The organism is Nitrosomonadales bacterium (assembly GCA_016716325.1).
Taxonomy (GTDB): Bacteria; Pseudomonadota; Gammaproteobacteria; order Burkholderiales; family Gallionellaceae; genus Gallionella.
Map to the genome: position 1 here is coordinate 1,559,909 of JADJWO010000001.1, position 17,335 is coordinate 1,577,243.

16 protein-coding genes are annotated in these 17,335 nt (G+C 48.0%); 9 read left to right on the plus strand and 7 right to left on the minus strand.

What is annotated here, in order from left to right; all coding sequences use genetic code 11:
• Window positions 1-12: 12 nt before the first annotated feature.
• The 3 genes from yidD to rpmH are packed head-to-tail and all read right to left on the minus strand — an operon-like array spanning window position 13 to window position 693.
• Window positions 13-222 carry a membrane protein insertion efficiency factor YidD gene (gene yidD / locus IPM27_07450; protein MBK9161387.1) on the minus strand — a complete coding sequence of 70 codons (210 nt, stop codon included), beginning with the start codon at window positions 220-222 and terminating at the stop codon, window positions 13-15.
• Entirely contained in the window at window positions 207-578 is a 372-nt protein-coding gene (gene rnpA / locus IPM27_07455; protein ID MBK9161388.1) for a ribonuclease P protein component, read from the minus strand. The genes yidD and rnpA overlap by 16 nt, the downstream gene beginning before the upstream one ends.
• Entirely contained in the window at window positions 559-693 is a 135-nt protein-coding gene (gene rpmH, locus IPM27_07460) for a 50S ribosomal protein L34 (GenBank protein ID MBK9161389.1), read from the minus strand. The genes rnpA and rpmH overlap by 20 nt, the downstream gene beginning before the upstream one ends.
• Window positions 694-868: 175 nt before the next feature.
• On the opposite strand from rpmH, the gene dnaA reads away from it, so the two are divergent.
• The 3 genes from dnaA to gyrB all read left to right on the plus strand — a co-directional run bounded on the left by dnaA (window position 869) and on the right by gyrB (window position 5,953).
• Window positions 869-2,221, plus strand: coding sequence for a chromosomal replication initiator protein DnaA (gene dnaA, locus IPM27_07465; protein MBK9161390.1), 1,353 nt, complete (start codon window positions 869-871; stop codon window positions 2,219-2,221).
• A gap of 197 nt (window positions 2,222-2,418) precedes the next feature.
• Entirely contained in the window at window positions 2,419-3,525 is a 1,107-nt protein-coding gene (locus IPM27_07470; GenBank protein ID MBK9161391.1) for a DNA polymerase III subunit beta, read from the plus strand.
• A gap of 49 nt (window positions 3,526-3,574) precedes the next feature.
• On the plus strand, window positions 3,575-5,953 hold the full coding sequence (gyrB, locus tag IPM27_07475; GenBank protein ID MBK9161392.1) for a DNA topoisomerase (ATP-hydrolyzing) subunit B: 2,379 nt from the start codon (window positions 3,575-3,577) through the stop codon (window positions 5,951-5,953).
• A gap of 98 nt (window positions 5,954-6,051) precedes the next feature.
• Here gyrB and topA read toward each other — a convergent pair whose 3' ends face one another.
• From topA to IPM27_07495, 4 genes are read right to left on the minus strand one after another with little or no spacing between them, the layout of a single operon-like run.
• Window positions 6,052-8,592: a type I DNA topoisomerase gene (gene topA, locus IPM27_07480; protein MBK9161393.1), complete on the minus strand. Its 2,541-nt coding sequence runs from the start codon at window positions 8,590-8,592 to the stop codon at window positions 6,052-6,054.
• Between the two features lie 9 nt (window positions 8,593-8,601).
• Complete coding sequence (locus IPM27_07485) at window positions 8,602-9,057, minus strand: DUF494 domain-containing protein (protein ID MBK9161394.1); 456 nt, start codon at window positions 9,055-9,057, stop codon at window positions 8,602-8,604.
• A gap of 5 nt (window positions 9,058-9,062) precedes the next feature.
• Window positions 9,063-10,139 carry a DNA-protecting protein DprA gene (gene dprA / locus IPM27_07490; GenBank protein MBK9161395.1) on the minus strand — a complete coding sequence of 359 codons (1,077 nt, stop codon included), beginning with the start codon at window positions 10,137-10,139 and terminating at the stop codon, window positions 9,063-9,065.
• Window positions 10,140-10,141: 2 nt separating this feature from the next.
• On the minus strand, window positions 10,142-11,164 hold the full coding sequence (locus IPM27_07495) for a LysM peptidoglycan-binding domain-containing protein (GenBank protein ID MBK9161396.1): 1,023 nt from the start codon (window positions 11,162-11,164) through the stop codon (window positions 10,142-10,144).
• 92 nt (window positions 11,165-11,256) lie between these two features.
• Between IPM27_07495 and def the strand changes: the two genes are divergently transcribed.
• The 6 genes from def to IPM27_07525 are packed head-to-tail and all read left to right on the plus strand — an operon-like array spanning window position 11,257 to window position 17,314.
• Window positions 11,257-11,760 carry a peptide deformylase gene (gene def / locus IPM27_07500; GenBank protein MBK9161397.1) on the plus strand — a complete coding sequence of 168 codons (504 nt, stop codon included), beginning with the start codon at window positions 11,257-11,259 and terminating at the stop codon, window positions 11,758-11,760.
• 9 nt (window positions 11,761-11,769) lie between these two features.
• Window positions 11,770-12,690, plus strand: a complete 921-nt coding sequence (locus tag IPM27_07505) for a methionyl-tRNA formyltransferase (GenBank protein MBK9161398.1) — start codon at window positions 11,770-11,772, stop codon at window positions 12,688-12,690.
• Complete coding sequence (gene rsmB, locus IPM27_07510) at window positions 12,691-13,965, plus strand: 16S rRNA (cytosine(967)-C(5))-methyltransferase RsmB (protein MBK9161399.1); 1,275 nt, start codon at window positions 12,691-12,693, stop codon at window positions 13,963-13,965.
• Window positions 13,940-14,536, plus strand: a complete 597-nt coding sequence (locus IPM27_07515) for a DUF4390 domain-containing protein (protein ID MBK9161400.1) — start codon at window positions 13,940-13,942, stop codon at window positions 14,534-14,536. The genes rsmB and IPM27_07515 overlap by 26 nt, the downstream gene beginning before the upstream one ends.
• 7 nt (window positions 14,537-14,543) lie before the next feature.
• Window positions 14,544-16,664: a HAMP domain-containing protein gene (locus IPM27_07520; protein MBK9161401.1), complete on the plus strand. Its 2,121-nt coding sequence runs from the start codon at window positions 14,544-14,546 to the stop codon at window positions 16,662-16,664.
• Window positions 16,664-17,314: a response regulator gene (locus IPM27_07525; GenBank protein ID MBK9161402.1), complete on the plus strand. Its 651-nt coding sequence runs from the start codon at window positions 16,664-16,666 to the stop codon at window positions 17,312-17,314. Before IPM27_07520 ends, IPM27_07525 begins: the two co-directional genes overlap by 1 nt.
• The last annotated feature ends 21 nt before the right edge of the window (window positions 17,315-17,335 follow it).

Genomic DNA, 17,335 nt, shown 5'->3' on the forward strand with positions numbered 1-17,335 from the left:
TTCAAACCTAAGTTATGGTACTGGATCATATCCACCAGGATGCCAGGGGTTACAACGCAACAATCTTTTAACGCTTAACCAAGCACCTCTGATTAGTCCATGCTTTGATATGGCCTCACAAGCATAATGTGAACAACTGGGAGCAAATCTGCAGGTTGGTGGGTGTAGTGGGCTGATCAGATATTGATAGCCGTGTATCAGCTTGATTACGATTTTTCGCATCTGTTTTCAACCAAGCCAAACAGCTTTATTAAATTTTCATCTCGCTTGTTCAGCCCTTGAATATAGGCAGGCCTTACCAACACAACCAGATCCAGCTTGCAGAACCTTATGTTGTGCTGACGGAACGTTTCCCGAATTTCTCTCTTGGCCCTGTTTCGATTGGTTGCGCTGGGAATGGTTTTTTTCCCCGCAATTATTCCAAGTCTGGCACTTTTCCCTTTGTTGCGCGTGAAAAAAACCTTGTAGCAACTGCCAGCAATGTTTTCAGACTTGATTACATGATTAAAGCCGTCTTTGCGCAACAGCCGTTGTGCGGCAGAAAGTTTTGCGCGGATACTAAACTGCGAGTTTTGCACGGCCCTTGGCACGACGTGCATTGATTACAGCACGGCCCCCGCGTGTTTTCATACGAACCAAAAATCCGTGTGTACGCTTTCTTCGGGTAACAGAAGGTTGATATGTGCGTTTCATAGTATTAATCCCATTTTCTCAAAGCGCGGTATTACAAAGCCTTACGGCAGGCCTGTCAAGCATAATTTGGTTTTTTACCTGTGGATAAGTTTTTGTCCGGCCTGTAAAATGCACGAGCATTTTCTGTTTGCCGATTTTCATACACAAAAAAGATCTCAACCCATATACCGTAGCCATGTTGGATATTTCATTTTGGGATTCATGCCTTCGTTCGTTTAAGAAAAACTTGCCGCCACAGCAATATAACTCCTGGATAAAACCATTAGTGCTTAAAAACGAGAATGGTACTTTTGTTCTCACCGCTCCCAATACCTTTACCTTAAAATTGGTTCAGGAGCGTTTTATGCCCGAAATCAGCAGGCAGGCCGAGTTGATTTATTCGCCCGCACCCTCGTTTGAGTTTCGCGTTATTGAGATAGAAAACACCAATAAACCGCTTGATGTTGTTAAACCACGATCCCCTACTGTTGTAGAAAGCAAGCCAAAAATCGAACCCTCGTTTCGCAGTTATGGAAAGCTTAACCCAAATTTAACTTTTGCTAATTTCGTTACTGGTAAAGCCAATCAGCTTGCCTTTGCTGCGGCCTCTCAAGTTGCAGAATTACCTGGCGCTTCTTACAACCCTCTGTTTATTTATGGCGGGGTGGGACTGGGAAAAACTCACCTAACACAAGCCATAGGCAACCAGATTAAAATCAACAATCCGCAAGCGAAAATTTGTTACATGCATGCTGAGCGTTACGTTTCAGATGTGGTTCGCGCTTACCAATCCAATAAATTTGAAGAATTCAAGCAATACTACCATTCGCTCGATATATTATTGATTGACGACATCCAGTTCTTTGCTGGCAAACAAAAAACTCAAGAAGAATTCTTTTACGCCTTTAATACCCTTGTTGATTCTCATAAGCAGGTTATTATGACCAGCGATACATTTCCAAAGGAAATTAGTGGGTTGGATAGTCGTTTGGTTTCTCGTTTTGGGTGGGGGTTAACCGTTGCTATTGAGCCTCCTGAATTGGAAATGCGGGTAGCTATTTTGTTAAAAAAAGCCAATCTGGGTGGGTATGTGCTTGATGAAGCGGTCGCTTTTTTTGTTGCCAAACATGTAAACTCGAACGTTAGAGAATTAGAGGGTGCATTAAAGCGCGTGGAAGCTTATGCAAAATTTCATCGTCGCTCCATATCAGTAGAAACAGCAAAAGAAGCTCTAAAGGATATTTTGATCGCACAAAATAGACAGATATCAATTGAGAATATCCAAAAAACTGTAACTGACTATTACCGCATTAAATTAGTAGATTTATTGTCAAAGAAGAGATCACGCAATCTAACGAGGCCGCGGCAGATCGCCATGTCTCTTGCTCGCGAATTAACCGCGATGAGCTTACCTGAAATAGGTAACGCTTTTGGTGGAAAAGATCATTCGACCGTTATTCATGCTTGTAAGATGGTCGAAATCTTCAGGGGAGCAGATACAACAATCGATGCTGACTATAGAATATTGCTCCAGACGTTACGTGGATAAGTCAGCAAATATATGTGAGTGAATGTTAATAAGTTGGATTATCAAACTAGCTGCATAAATTATCCACATCTATTCTGATTGCTATCAACAACATTAATCTATGTTTCACTATTAAGCATGTCTTTATATATAAATATATTTTCAGGTTACCAACAAGAGATGGTGTTTATTATTAGTTTTTACTAAGGATTTATATTATGTTTATTGAAAAGGTCGATAAAGAAACCATACTTAAGCCATTGCAAGTGGTAATTGGAATCGTAGAAAGGAAGCAAACCCTTCCTATTTTGTCCAATGTGCTGATTGAAAGCCATGACAATAAAATTCGCTTTACTGCAACTGACCTGGAAATACAAATTACAACAACGATCGACGTTAACTCTGAAAAAGGGCAAAGCTCCTCTATTACTGTTAATGGAAAAAAATTACAGGAAATCCTTCGTGTGTTGCCCGAACAAAGCAAGATATCAATTGATGTCAAAGAAAATAAAGCCCTAATTAGAGCAAACAAGAGTCGTTTCAGTCTGCAAACATTACCAGCGCAGGACTTCCCTAAACTGAGCAATCAGTTGGAAGGCGCAAAAAATATAGTTTTAATGCAAAAGGAACTTAAAAACCTTCTGCTTTCAGTACAATATGCAATGGCTCAACAGGATGTCCGCTACTACTTAAATGGCGTATTGCTGATATTGGATGGAAATAGATTAAAGGCAGTGGCAACAGATGGACATAGGCTGGCCTATAACAGCGGAATCGTAGAGGGAGCTTTCGAAAAAAACGAAATTATTCTGCCTCGCAAGGCTGTAATTGAGCTATCGAAATTACTGGCAGATTCAGAAGACAGTGTCGAGATAGAATTTTCGAAACAGCAAGTCAAAGCCACTTTTTCTGGAGTTACTTTGATAACTAAAGTAATTGATGGGAAGTTCCCAGATTATGAAAGAGTCATCCCAAAATATGAAAACCATCTAACGATGGATCGTATTTTGATACAGCAAGCGCTGCTGCGTGCGGCAATCTTGTCTAACGAAAAATTCAGGGGTGTACGCTTTGTTCTAACAGAAAAAAATCTCAGTATTATCAGCAGTAATAGTGAGCAGGAAGAGGCGCAAGAAGAAATAGAAACTGATTATCATGGCGAAGCGCTTGATATTGGATTTAATGTTAACTACCTGATGGACGGCCTCAATAATATTAGCGGAGAAACAGCAAATTTTTCATTTGGGGATCCAAATAGCAGCATATTGATAACAACACCAGAAAATCAAGAATTTCGCTATGTAGTAATGCCAATGCGCATTTAATTAAAAACACGGTTTCACGTGAAACAAAGCAAACCCCAGGAAAATAATAATGAGTGAATACAATTCTAGTAGCATTAAGGTACTTAAAGGACTAGAGGCAGTCCGTAAGCGCCCTGGGATGTATATCGGTGATACCAATGACGGTACTGGATTACATCATATGGTGTTTGAGGCAGTTGATAATGCTATAGACGAGGCGCTTGCTGGATATTGCAATGAAATAAATGTGATAATTCATGCGGATAATTCAATTAGTGTTGCTGATAATGGGCGAGGGATACCAACAGACATACATAAAGAAGAAGGGCGCTCCGCCGCTGAAGTTATCATGACAATCCTGCACGCAGGGGGAAAATTTGATAACAACTCATATAAGGTATCAGGCGGCTTACATGGTGTGGGCGTCTCGGTAGTTAATGCGCTGTCAGAGTGGCTGAAACTAACCATTCACCGCGAAGGAAAAGAATACTTCATGGAATTTCATCATGGAGAACCGGTTGCACCACTTAAAGTAATTGGGGCGTCAACCAAAAAAGGCACTGTTGTACACTTTCTTCCCGCTAAAGAGACATTTGGTCTAATTGAGTTTCATTTTGATATCCTAGCAAAACGTTTGCGAGAACTTTCTTTTTTAAACAACGGAGTAAAAGTTGCGCTAATTGATCATCGTACCGGCAAGGAAGAGAATTTTGCATTCGCCGGAGGCATTCGGGGCTTTGTTGAGTATATGAACCGAAATAAATCGGCACTACACCCAACGGTCTTCCATGCAATCGGTGAAAAGGATGGAATTACTGCAGAAATTGCGATGCAATGGAATGATTCATATCAGGAAACTGTGCAATGTTTTACTAATAATATTCCACAGCGAGATGGTGGTACGCATTTAACCGCTTTGCGTACCGCGATGACTCGCACCTTAAATAATTATATTGAAGCTGAACAGCTAGCAAAAAAAGCCAAAGTAGACACCGCCGGTGATGATATGCGGGAGGGTTTGACAGCCGTATTATCAGTAAAGCTACCCGATCCAAAGTTTTCATCCCAAACCAAGGATAAGTTGGTGTCATCTGAGGTTCGCCCAGTGATTGAGGATCTGATTGGTCAACAGATGGGCGCATTTTTGCTGGAAAAACCAAATGATGCAAAAATTATAGTTAATAAAATCATTGATGCCGCCCGAGCTCGCGAAGCTGCCCGAAAGGCACGCGAACTGACGCGCCGAAAGGGGATTTTGGACGGTATCGGGCTGCCTGGAAAATTGGCGGATTGCCAAGAAAAAGACCCCGCCCTGTCGGAGCTGTATTTGGTTGAAGGAGACTCAGCGGGGGGGTCGGCCAAACAGGGGCGCGACCGAAAATTTCAGGCAATATTACCCCTTAAAGGGAAGATTCTGAATGTTGAAAAAGCCCGTTTTGAAAAGTTGATTGCATCACAGGAAATTGCAACACTGATTACAGTGCTGGGAACCGGTATTGGCAAGGACGAATATAACGCGGACAAGCTGCGTTATCATCGAATCATCATCATGACCGACGCAGATGTAGATGGTTCACATATACGCACGCTCCTCCTGACTTTTTTCTATCGTCAAATGCCGGAATTGGTTGAGCGCGGCCACATTTACATTGCACAACCTCCGCTATACAAAATCAAACAAGGCAAGGAAGAGCGCTATCTCAAGGATGACCAAGAGATGAAAACATATATGCTCAATTCCGGGTTGAAAAATGCGGTGTTATACCCATCGGTTGATGCCAATCCGATTCAGACTGATGCGCTGGAAGAAATTGCCAAGCAATATTTTATTGCAGAGGCTGTAATTGATCGGCTGTCCCGCTTCACCGCACCAGAAGCCAGCCATGCGCTACTGACTTTACCCGCCTTGTCATTGGATAACGAAAGCTTGGCGCAAAGCGGTGCCAAATTGCTTGAAGATGCCTGTGGGGGCAATATCAAGGTTGTCGTCGAAACTGATGAAATGGGAGAGTTGCGTTTTTGCCTAAACAAGCTATACCACGGTAATTATTCGGTTAGCTATATAGATCATGATTTCCTGCATGGCAGTGACTATGCACAGATTCGTCAAGTGGCGGATATGCTGAACGATTTGATCAAGCCGGGCGCGTATATTGTTCGTGGAGAACAAAGGCGCATGATAACCAGTTTCAGGCAAGCCATGGACTGGCTGCTCGAAGAAGCAAAGCGCGGTATCAGTATCCAGCGTTATAAAGGCTTGGGTGAAATGAATCCAGAGCAATTGTGGGAAACCACAATGGATGTAAAAAACCGCATCTTGCTACGCGTACGTATTGAAGATGCAATTTCCGCCGATGAGATATTTACGACACTGATGGGCGATGTCGTTGAGCCGCGCCGGGCATTCATTGAGCAAAATGCACTCGGCGTGAAAAACCTGGACGTGTAATTTGTATTTTTGTAGGTTCTCAGAAAAGGTGACATTTTTCTCAATAAGTGAAAAAGTGGACACTTACCTGTGATGCAAGACGTCTGAACCACTACAATTTATACAGCTATTTTCTTTTTTACCGACGCACGGGGTTTGGTTTTAGCTTCTTTTTTTTCAACAACCTTTTTTGCAGATTTTTTAACTGTCTTTATTTTTCCAGTTTTGCCCTTTGCCGCTTTGGCGGCGACTAGATTAAGCCCATCTTCCAGGGTGATGGCTTCGGGTAATACGCCCTTTGGCAAGGTCGCATTGATCTTGCCGTGACGCACATAGGGACCATAGCGACCGCTGCATACCTCTACAGGGGCATTATCATCCGGATGGCTGCCTAGAGTGCGAAGCACAATGTTGTTATCGCGCGCTTGCGCCAGCAGATCCAGCGCACGATCCAACTGCATATCGAAAATATTATCGGTGCGCGGAATGGATTTGAATTTGCCGTCATGACCGATATAAGGACCGAAGCGGCCAATATTGACAATAACCTTCTTGCCAGATTCGGGATTCAGGCCAAGTTCACGTGGAAGCGATAGCAATTTTAATGCGCTGGATAAATCAGCCTGTTCAATCGGCATTTCTTTGGGCCAAGAAACCCTCTTGGGTTTGGTTTTTGCCCCCTTTTCAGCTTCACCGAGTTGTACATAGTGGCCGTACGGACCGCGTAACAGAAGTACGGCCAAATCCATTTCCGGGTGCAGGCCAAGCATCACGCGGGCAGAGGCATCATCTGGTGATTCCCCGGTGATGCTACGCTTATACTTGCATTCCGGATAATTGGTGCAACTTATAAAACTACCATAACGGCTAAGTTTCTTAGCGAGTGGTTTGCCACAGTCCGGACAAGCCTCGTCAAGTAATTCCACGGGGCGATCAATGTTGGTTTTATCGTTAACAAGCGCGGAAAAATCTTTCCAGAACTCATCAAGCACGCCAATCCAATCTCGCTTTCCGTCAGACACTTCATCCAACTCATCTTCAAAGTGCGCTGTAAAACCATAATCTACATAGCGAGTGAAATGTTCAGTCAAGAAGCGAGTAACCACTCGCCCAACGTCCGTGGGCACAAAGCGTTTTTTGTCTAGGAGAGCATATTCACGGGCTTGCAACGTAGAGATAATGGTGGCGTAGGTAGATGGGCGGCCAATCCCATGTTCTTCCAAGGCCTTAACCAGGCTGGCCTCTGAAAACCGAGGTGGAGGCTGAGTAAAATGCTGCTCACCGTATAAATTATCAACCGGCAAGACATCGCCTTCAGACAGTGGTGGCAAGCTTCCCCCCTCTTCTTCGACGGCATCATCGACACCTTCCGTATATACCCCGATAAAACCCGGGAAAACCAATACTTGTCCGGTAGCACGAAATAACGTGTTATCGCCGCCCAAACGAATATCGAGGCTGACGGTATCAAAGCGAGCTGGCGCCATTTGGCATGCGAGCGTACGTTTCCATATCATTTCATAAAGACGCGCCTGATCGGCGGTCAAATGGGGGCGCAAGCTATCAGGTGTACGCTCGATGGCTGTCGGGCGTATTGCTTCGTGCGATTCCTGTGCGTTCTTGCTTTTGTTCTTGTAGATCGGCTGTGTGCTGGGCAAATATTCACTGGAAAAATTATTGCTTATATAACCACGAATTTCTTGCACCGCCTCCATGGCAAGGGAAAGTGAGTCGGTGCGCATATAGGAAATCAAACCGACAACCTGACCGCCGATATCAATGCCTTCGTACAAGGCCTGTGCGGTACGCATGGTGCGTTCAGCTGACATGCCCAATTTGCGTACGGCCTCCTGCTGGAGGGTGGATGTGGTAAACGGTGGAGCTGCATAGCGCTGTCGCACCTTCTTTTCAACACGAACAACCTTCGGGGGCAGCTTCGCATTAATAAGCTTGGAGTGAATCGCCTCATATTCGGTTTGACTGCCAATACTGAGCTGCTCCAATTTCTTGCCTTGGTATTGAAACAATCTGGCAGTAAATGGTTGATGGTTCTTGTTGCTATCAAGATGTACAGTCCAATATTCATTACTATTGAACGCTTCAATTTCCAGTTCTCGCTCGACAATTAGCCGCAGTGCAGGACTTTGCACCCTTCCTGCCGACAATCCAGGACGAATCTTGCGCCACAACAAGGGCGAAAGATTAAAGCCAACCAAGTAATCAAGTGCGCGCCGAGCCTGTTGCGCATTTACCAGCGGCATAGATATCTCGCGAGGGTGAGCGACCGCTTCACGAACTGCAGACTGAGTGATCTCGTAAAATACAACGCGCTGCATTTTCTTGCTTTTCAATGCGCGCTTTCCTTTAAGCAGCTCGGAAATATGCCAAGCAATTGCCTCTCCTTCGCGATCCGGGTCTGGCGCCAGCAGGATATTGTCGGCCTGAGCTGCTGCCTTGGCGATTGCCTCCACATGTTTACTGTTGCGTGCGATGGTTTCGTACCGCATGGCAAAATCATTGTCTGGATCAACTGCGCCGGTTTTGGGTATCAGATCGCGTACATGGCCATATGAAGCAAGGACATCGAAATCCTTGCCCAAGTATTTTTTGAGGGTTTTGGCTTTTGCCGGGGATTCGACGATCAGAAGGTTGGTTGCCATGCGTGAGGTTTAATGTAATTGCGTGGAATGCAGTGTATTGAGCAATTCCTCGATCAACAGCGCATCGAGGTCTTGATGGCGGTTCCATAGCACCATCAGCATAATCATTTTGAGCTTATCCAGCCCGAGGTTCTCGTGTTGCAATGCGACAGCCCGATCAATGATCATTTCGCGTTCTACAGCGGAAATCATGCGTTGTTGTTCCGAGAACAGCAAGAACTGGCGCGCTGCGAAACTGATGCGCTGTTGCTCCAGCTCTGCAAAGTAACGTATTCCGGTGCATTCAATGGCGGCGGGATAATTAACGGGATCTTGTTGATGCAATGCGGACAGCCAAGTTATTGCTTCGTCTATTTCCTCACCCTCAAAACCGGCAGCAGAAAGCTTGCGCGACAATTTGTCCGGCTCGGGATAACTGCCGGCATCAAAATAGCTTTCAAAAAGATACATTAATATTTCAAACATGATATTCAGTGAATTCGTTGATACAAGCCGCCGGGCAACACGCTGATGCGCCCATCCAATTCAAGCGTCAACAGCATGGCGGATAGCTCGGCTACCGTCAAGCCGCAACGAATACTGAGGGTGTCAGTATCAACCGGGTCGTAACCAAGTTGCTCAAGTAAAGCGAGACAGGCGCCCTGATTATCTGGATTGTCCAAAGGGACAATTACCGAGTTGCCCAACTCTTCCAGAATATCTTGCGCAGTCTCGATTAATTTCGCACCCTGTTTAATCAAAGCATGACAACCTTTACTATGGGGAGCGTGAATGGAACCGGGAATCGCAAATACATCCCTGCCCTGCTCCGATGCCAATCGTGCAGTAATCAAAGAACCGCTTTGCAATGACGCTTCCACTACCAGGCAACCCATGCTCATACCGCTAATTAAACGATTGCGGCGCGGAAAGTTGCCGGCTAATGGTGGTGTGCCAAGCGGAAACTCCGAAATAAGCGCCCCTTTTTGGACAAGCATGTGAGCCAACTCATGATTGGCAGCAGGATAAACCTTGTCCAGTCCTGTGCCGACAACAGCAATGCTGCTCCCCCGTCCTTGCAGTGCGCCACGATGGGCGGCGGCGTCAATGCCGTGAGCCATGCCACTGATAATGCATATTCCGGCGCCACTAAGCGATTTGGCAAAAGCTTCGGCGTTGTGGTTTCCCTGCGGGGTGGAATTGCGGCTACCGACAATAGCCAGAGCAGGATGATTGAGCAAATCGAGGCGGCCCTTGACATACAAAAGCAATGGAGGATCGGGAATATGCAGCAGATTTTGCGGGTAGTCACTATCGGCTAGCGTGACAATGTGGTTATTGCTGTCCTCCAGCCAAGCCAAAACAGGAACAAGTTGTTCATCATCAATTCCCCGGCCAACCTCAACAGCTACATTGCTTTTGACAATCAACTTGAGGGAACCCGGGGATGCAGAAAAAATCGCTTCGGGAGAGCCGAACTCCTTTAACAGACGGCGCGCACTATCAGCTCCCAAGCCTCGTACCAAGCTTAGCGCCAGCCAAGCCTTGAGCGGGAAATCTACGGCCATGCTCAGGGGGTTTGTGCGCGGTCCAGCAGTTGTACCGGCAGGCGTGTATTCATTACCAATCCGTATGAAATCTTGTCAAATACGCGAAACACGAATACCAGACCATAACGTTCATCTGGCAACAGGAAATCCGCGCCCTCGCTTGTTACCATTTCTCCTTTGCGATAAAGCGCCAGCACGTGACCGTTTTCGATTCCGTTACGCGCGCCCTTGTTGAGAGTGATAATGGTATTTTGCCCAGCTTGGGATACACCGCCATATACTGAAATTACACTGGCAGCAATATTATTACCAGGAGCGTGCGGCAGATAATTGCTGATGATTTCACTGGAAGGCGCAACCAGGCGATCACCCGAATAGATTTCTTGTACAGAAGAGGTAATTTCAACAGTGCTGACGTTTGCAAAAGTCTTGGCTTCTGCAGTGCCCAGATAGATTGCCTCGACACCCAACACTTCATCAGTATCAGGATCGATGAATCTCTTGCCCGGGCGGTAAATCTGCCATTTGCCGCCTTTATCCTGCGAAAGGTTCTTTGCAAAACCGATATCGTGGACTGCCAACAGTACGCGACCCTCACGCGCTCCGATCAGTGTTGGCGCATCCTTCAGGGCGCCCTCTTCAATGACAAGCGGCTGGCTCAGGAACGGTGTAATGCTTTTTGAGGAAATGCTCGGAATAACATCGTAAGCGCTTGGACTCGCGATGGCTTGGGGTGAAAGCTTGAGAATATCCCTGCCGCCCGCCGCGCCGATCTCCAAAGTTCCGTTTGCGCGATTCAGAATGATCACATCTCCAGGATAAATCCAGTGTGGATCCTTGATGGTATCTTTGTTCATGCCCCAAATCTGCGGCCACTTCCATGGGTCCTTGAAGAACATTCCGGAAATGTCCCACAATGTATCACCCTTGACGACGATGTGCCGGTCTGGCGCGTCGGTGCGTATTTCCGGGCTGATTTCGGAGGGGGCGGCAAAAGCCAGGGCGGGCAATAAAAAGCAAATCAGCGATATAATCTTGCGCATGGAAAGCTCCGGCAGAGTCGATAGTAAGGGACACGCAATGTTGTCGTGTTGCGTTAAATTCTGCATCTAGTCATATAAATAAGCAAGCATTTATGGCAATCCTGAAAATTTTGCAATATCCCGACGAGCGACTACACAAGATTGCAAATCGCGTCGATTACATTGATGACCATATCCGCAAACTGGTGCGCGATATGGCGGAAACCATGTATGCCGCTCCCGGCGTGGGTTTGGCGGCAACACAGGTGGACGTACATAAACAGGTTATCGTGGCCGATGTTTCAGAGGCACGCGATCAATTGATGGTATTTATTAATCCTGAAATTATTGCCAGTAACGGCGAAAATGAATGTGAAGAGGGCTGTCTGTCGGTACCGGGCATTTATGAGACCGTACGCCGCGCGGAAAAGGTGACCGTACGTGCCCTTGATGAAAAAGGTGATTTAATTACGCTCGAAGCCGAAGGTTTTTTGGCGGTTTGCATACAACATGAAATGGATCATTTGCGCGGAAAGGTATTTGTCGAGTATCTGTCCCAATTGAAACAGTCCCGCATTCGCGCCAAGCTGAAAAAGCGACAACGCGAAACACTATAAAGTATCTCCGTGAAAATCATTTTTGCCGGTACTCCGCAATTTGCTGCCAATGCGCTGGCAGCACTACACGAAGAGCATCAAATTGTTGCCGTTTTAACCCAGCCGGACCGGAGGGCCGGTCGGGGCATGCAATTGACCTCTGGACCGGTAAAGCAGCTGGCATTACAACACGGATTACAGGTATTGCAGCCCGCCTCGCTTCGAACAGAAGAGGCGCAACGAGAGATTGCCGCACTGGATGCAGAAGTAATGGTTGTTGCCGCTTATGGACTTATCCTGCCACGGGCTGTGCTTGGTTTGCCCCGTTTCGGTTGCCTGAATATCCATGCTTCACTGTTGCCACGCTGGCGTGGTGCCGCACCGATCCAGCGGGCAATCCTTGCCGGCGACAATGAGACTGGCATTACCATCATGCAGATGGATGAGGGGCTGGATACTGGAGATATGCTGCTGCGGCGATCCTGTCCCATTTCGCCAAACGATACTGCAGCGACATTGCACGACAAATTGGCAGAGCTGGGGGCAAGCAGCATTCTGGAAGCGTTGCGTCTGCTGCAGGAAAACCGGCTGACAGCGGTTAAACAGGACGACACAGTTGCCACTTATGCCGCGAAACTGCTCAAAAGCGAGAGCCAGATCAACTGGCAAATGGATGCGCGGCAGATTGTATATGCCGTGCGGGCGTTCAACCCTTTCCCGGTGTGCCATACGGTTTTCAACGGGATGGGAATCAAGATATGGCAGGCGGAACACACTGTGCAACAAGGCGAGCCTGGTACAGTTCTGGCGCTGGGTAAGCAAGGAATTACTGTAGCGTGTGGCAAGGATGCATTACGGCTGGAAGTGCTACAGCGGCCCGGTGGCAAGGCGCAGCCAGCCAGCCAATTTTTGCAGGCCATACCGGTCAGGGTCGGCGACCGGTTCTTGTAAATGCATAATCTGCAACTCGTCGCCAGCCAAATCGTTCAGCAAGTGCTGGCGAATGGGCGCAACCTCAATCATGTGCTGGATGCAGCGTTGCGCGACAAGATGAATTGGACATCATCACAACGCGCTGCATTGCAGGACCTGAGTTATGGCACGCTGCGTTTTTATGGACAGTTGCATGCAATCCTGCAAGCGCTATTACACAAGCCATTATCAGATGAACGTCTGCAATTTCTCATGCTGGTTGCGCTGTACCAGTTGCAGTACAGCAGGGCAGCAAAATACGCCGTAGTGGATCATGCTGTACGCGCTGCACAATCCTTGAACCCCCGAACGAGCGGTTTGGCCAATGCAATCCTGCGCAATTTTTTGCGCAACCACGCCATTTTGCTTGAACAGGCCGCCCAAGATGGAGAAGGAAAATACAACCATCCTCAATGGTGGATAGACGAATTGCAAAGGCAGTACGGCGAACAAAGCCCCGCCATACTGACTGCAGGCAATCAGCATCCGCCGATGACTTTGCGGATTAACCGACGATATGGCAAGACGGCGGAATATTTGTCGCAACTGGAACGGCAGGGTCTCTCCGCCCAATTGGTCGAACCAGACGCATTGAAACTGGATAAACCGGTTGCTGTAGATAATCTGCCCGGGTTTCATTCGGGGATGGTTTCAGTGCAGGATGCCGGCGCGCAATATGCCGCACACCTGCTGGACGTACAGGACGGCATGCGCGTGCTGGATGCGTGTGCCGCGCCGGGCGGGAAGACCGCCCACATTTTGGAGTGCGCGCAGGTGGACATGGTTGCGTTGGATAAGGACGAAAAACGCTTGCAACGCGTCGCGGAAAATTTGCGGCGTCTGCAATTATCCGCATCTTTGGTGTCGGGTGATGCAGGCAAACCGGAAGGCTGGTGGGATGGAAAAACTTTTCAGAGGATACTGGCCGACGTACCCTGCTCTGCCTCTGGCGTGGTGCGTCGACATCCGGATATCAAATGGTTGCGCCGTCAGGAAGATATCCCCGCATTCGCCGCGCAACAACTGGATATTCTGCAGGCGTTGTGGCGACTGCTGGCACAAAATGGTAAATTGCTCTACGCCACCTGTTCGGTTTTCCAGCAGGAAAATGAGCGGGTAGTCGCGACATTTCTGGAACATCACCCGGAGGCGCGCCGATTACAAATATCCTTGCCGGAGAATAGCGGGGGACAATTGCTACCCGATGACGAGCATGATGGTTTCTTTTATGCGCTACTTCAAAAAAGCGTTTAGCGTATTGCTGCGCAGCGCGCTGCTCGTCGGGCTGTTGCTCACATCGGTCTATGCGGATGACGTTTTCGTCAACAAGTCGGAAATGCGTTCAGGCGAGGAAGGTTATCAAATCTACGTCGACTATGACATCAAATTGACCGACGTGGTGCAGCAGGCCCTGTCACGCGGGATACCGATTTATTTTGTAAGTGAATTTTCATTGAAGCGCTCCCGCTGGTATTGGCTGGATGAAGAAATCTTTCTGGGCCAACAGACCGTCAAGCTTTCCTATAGCGTATTGACGCGGCAATACCGTATCTCGCGAGGTGCGCTGTTCCAGAATTTTGCCAGCCTTGATGACGCACTGGACATATTATCCAGACAAAGCTCCGACTTTATTCCTGCGGAAGCGATGCAGAAGAGTGGGGACTATACGGTCGCGGTAAGATTGCGATTGGACACCACACAATTACCGAAATTGTTTCAGGTGAATATGTTGACCGGCAAGGACTGGACACTCGATTCAGGCTGGTATCGCTGGGTGATCAGGCCCGATGAAAATAACGCGAGCAGTGATAGCAAGGCGGGGTAGCGGAGCAATGAGAAACATAATTCTCATCAGTGTATTGCTCGGCGGGGTATTGCTGTACCTATTGTCCAGCGGCAACGCGAATACCGAAGTACTTTCACTCAATTACTACACCCTGCTGGGAATCACCGGCGTGCTGGCGATCGCGTTGACGGGGTTGGTTGGTTATCAGCTATGGCGTCTGCGCAACAAACTCAAGCGCAAGGTATTCGGGGCAAAGTTGACGTTAAGACTGGTCCTGTTTTTCATACTGATCTCGGTCTTGCCCGGAATTCTGGTTTACGCCGTATCGGTGCAGTTTCTGGGTAAGAGTATTGAGTCATGGTTCGATGTGCGCGTGGAAAAAGCCCTGGAAGGCGGGCTCAATCTTGGCAGAAGCGGATTGGACAACAGCCTGAAAGAACTGAGCAAGAAAACCCAGTTCATTGCCTTGTTGCTGGCAGAAAAGCAACCGCAGCAATTCCAGTTCGCGCTGGATCAATTGATAGATGAAAAGGTGGCTCAGGAAGCGGCATTGTTTACCGCCAAAGGAAATGTGATTGCATTTTCTTCGGGTAATAATGCGCTTTTACCGGATATGCCGGATGCGGAATTGTTACGCCTGGTTTTGGATAAGGGTGAATATGAAGTTATCGACGCCCTGCCGAACAAGGGATTGACCTTGCGTGTCCTGGTGACGGTGAATTCCAATACTCACGCGAACGGGCATTATATTCTGCAGTTTTCACAACCGGTGCCCAAGCAAATAGAAGAAGATGCAGAAACGGTCCAGGCCGTATATCGCGATTATCAGGAACTGACACTATCGCGACTTGCACTGAAAAGACTCTATGCGATTACACTGACGCTATCACTGCTAGTGGTTTTGTTGACGGCGGTATCGACAGCCTTTTTCATCAGCGAACGGCTGGGATCCTCCCTGGAAGCATTGGCGGACGGGACGCGGGCAGTAGCACAGGGCGACTTTACCGGCCAGTATCCGATTCAAAGCAGCGACGAATTAGGCGCTTTGACAGGCCTGTTCAACCAGATGACACAACAACTGTTCGAGGCCAAACAGTCCAGCGAACAGCAGCGACGGGAAGTGGAGAGCGCAAAAGGCTATCTGGAAAGTGTGCTGACCCATCTGTCTTCCGGCGTTATGGCGTTGGATAATGAATTCCGCCTCCGTTCCGTGAATACCAGCGCCGCCCAAATTCTGTCCGTTCCACTGGAAGGAATGCAGCGCATGTCGTTAAGCCGGATTGCCGAAGACCATCCTTTGTTGCATTCGTTTTGCAAAACCATCAGCGAAGCCTTTGTCGAAACCTCCAACGGGGAATGGCAGAGGCAAATAGAACGATTAAGCAAGAATGGCAATCAGATATTGCTGATGCGCGGAACACGTTTGCCACAAGGAGGGGAGGCGGGTTATGTGGTGGTGTTCGACGACATCAGCCATTTGCTGCAGGCTGAACGACAAGCCGCATGGGGAGAAGTCGCGCGCCGTCTTGCGCACGAGATCAAGAACCCGCTTACTCCGATACAGCTTTCGGCAGAACGTCTGCAACACAAATTGAACGACAAGTTGGATGAAGCTGATGCCCAGTTATTGACGCGCGCAACGCAGACCATAGTCAGTCAGGTGGCTGCAATGAAGAACATGGTGGGCGACTTCGCAAATTATGCCCGTGGTCCAGCCTTGAAATTGTCACGTCTTGATATGCACAGGCTGATCAAGGAGGTCTTGGGGCTGTATGAGGCAAATGCCACCCCCATTACATTAAGACTGGATGCTCCGCGAAGTGAAATTAGCGGAGACACAACACGGTTAAGGCAAGTACTCCATAATTTGCTGCAGAATGCACAAGATGCGCTGGCCGGAGTTGCGCGGCCCGGAATCATATTGAGTACGGAAACACAAAACGGCGAGATTCATTTGCAGGTTGAAGATAATGGCCCCGGATTTTCCGAGACAGTACTATCGCGCGCCTTCGAGCCGTACATGACAACCAAAACCAAAGGCACCGGTCTGGGGTTGGCAATTGTGAAAAAAATCGTCGAGGAACATGGCGGTCGAATCGACATTAAAAATGGTGCGAGCGGCGGGGCTCTTGTCAATATCCGTTTGCCGCTGGTTGAGGAGACATAATGGCAAGCAAGCAAATATTGGTGGTCGATGATGAAATAGGTATCCGCGAATTACTGTCGGAAATCCTGTTCGACGAGGGTTATCAGGTTCATCTGGCCGAAAATGCCGGGCAGGCGCGGAGTTACCGGAACGAGCATGAGCCCGACCTGGTTCTGCTTGATATCTGGATGCCCGACACCGATGGTGTGACCCTGCTCAGGGAATGGGTTGAACAGGATCTGCTGACCATGCCAGTCATAATGATGTCGGGGCACGGAACAATTGAAACGGCTGTCGAGGCGACACGTATTGGGGCCGTGGATTTTCTGGAGAAACCTGTTTCACTGCAAAAATTGCTCAGCACGGTTGCCGCAGCTTTCAAGGATGGCGCGCCCAAACCGCCGATGTCGACGGACGGAGAGCGGGAACAAAAAATTACTTTGAGCATTGATGGTCAAGAACAGCATTTTTCATTGCCGCTGAACTTGCCGTTACGCGAGGCGCGGGAGTATTTTGACGCCCTGTATTTCGATTACCATTTGAAGAAAGAGCTCGGCAATGTTGCCCGGGTAGCTGAGAAAGTGGGTTTGGAGAGAACCCATTTGTATCGAAAACTCAAGCAACTGGGAATCAAATTTGCCAAAAAAGGCAATGAGAACGCCGTCCAGTAAAAACTTCCTTTTTGGACGGTT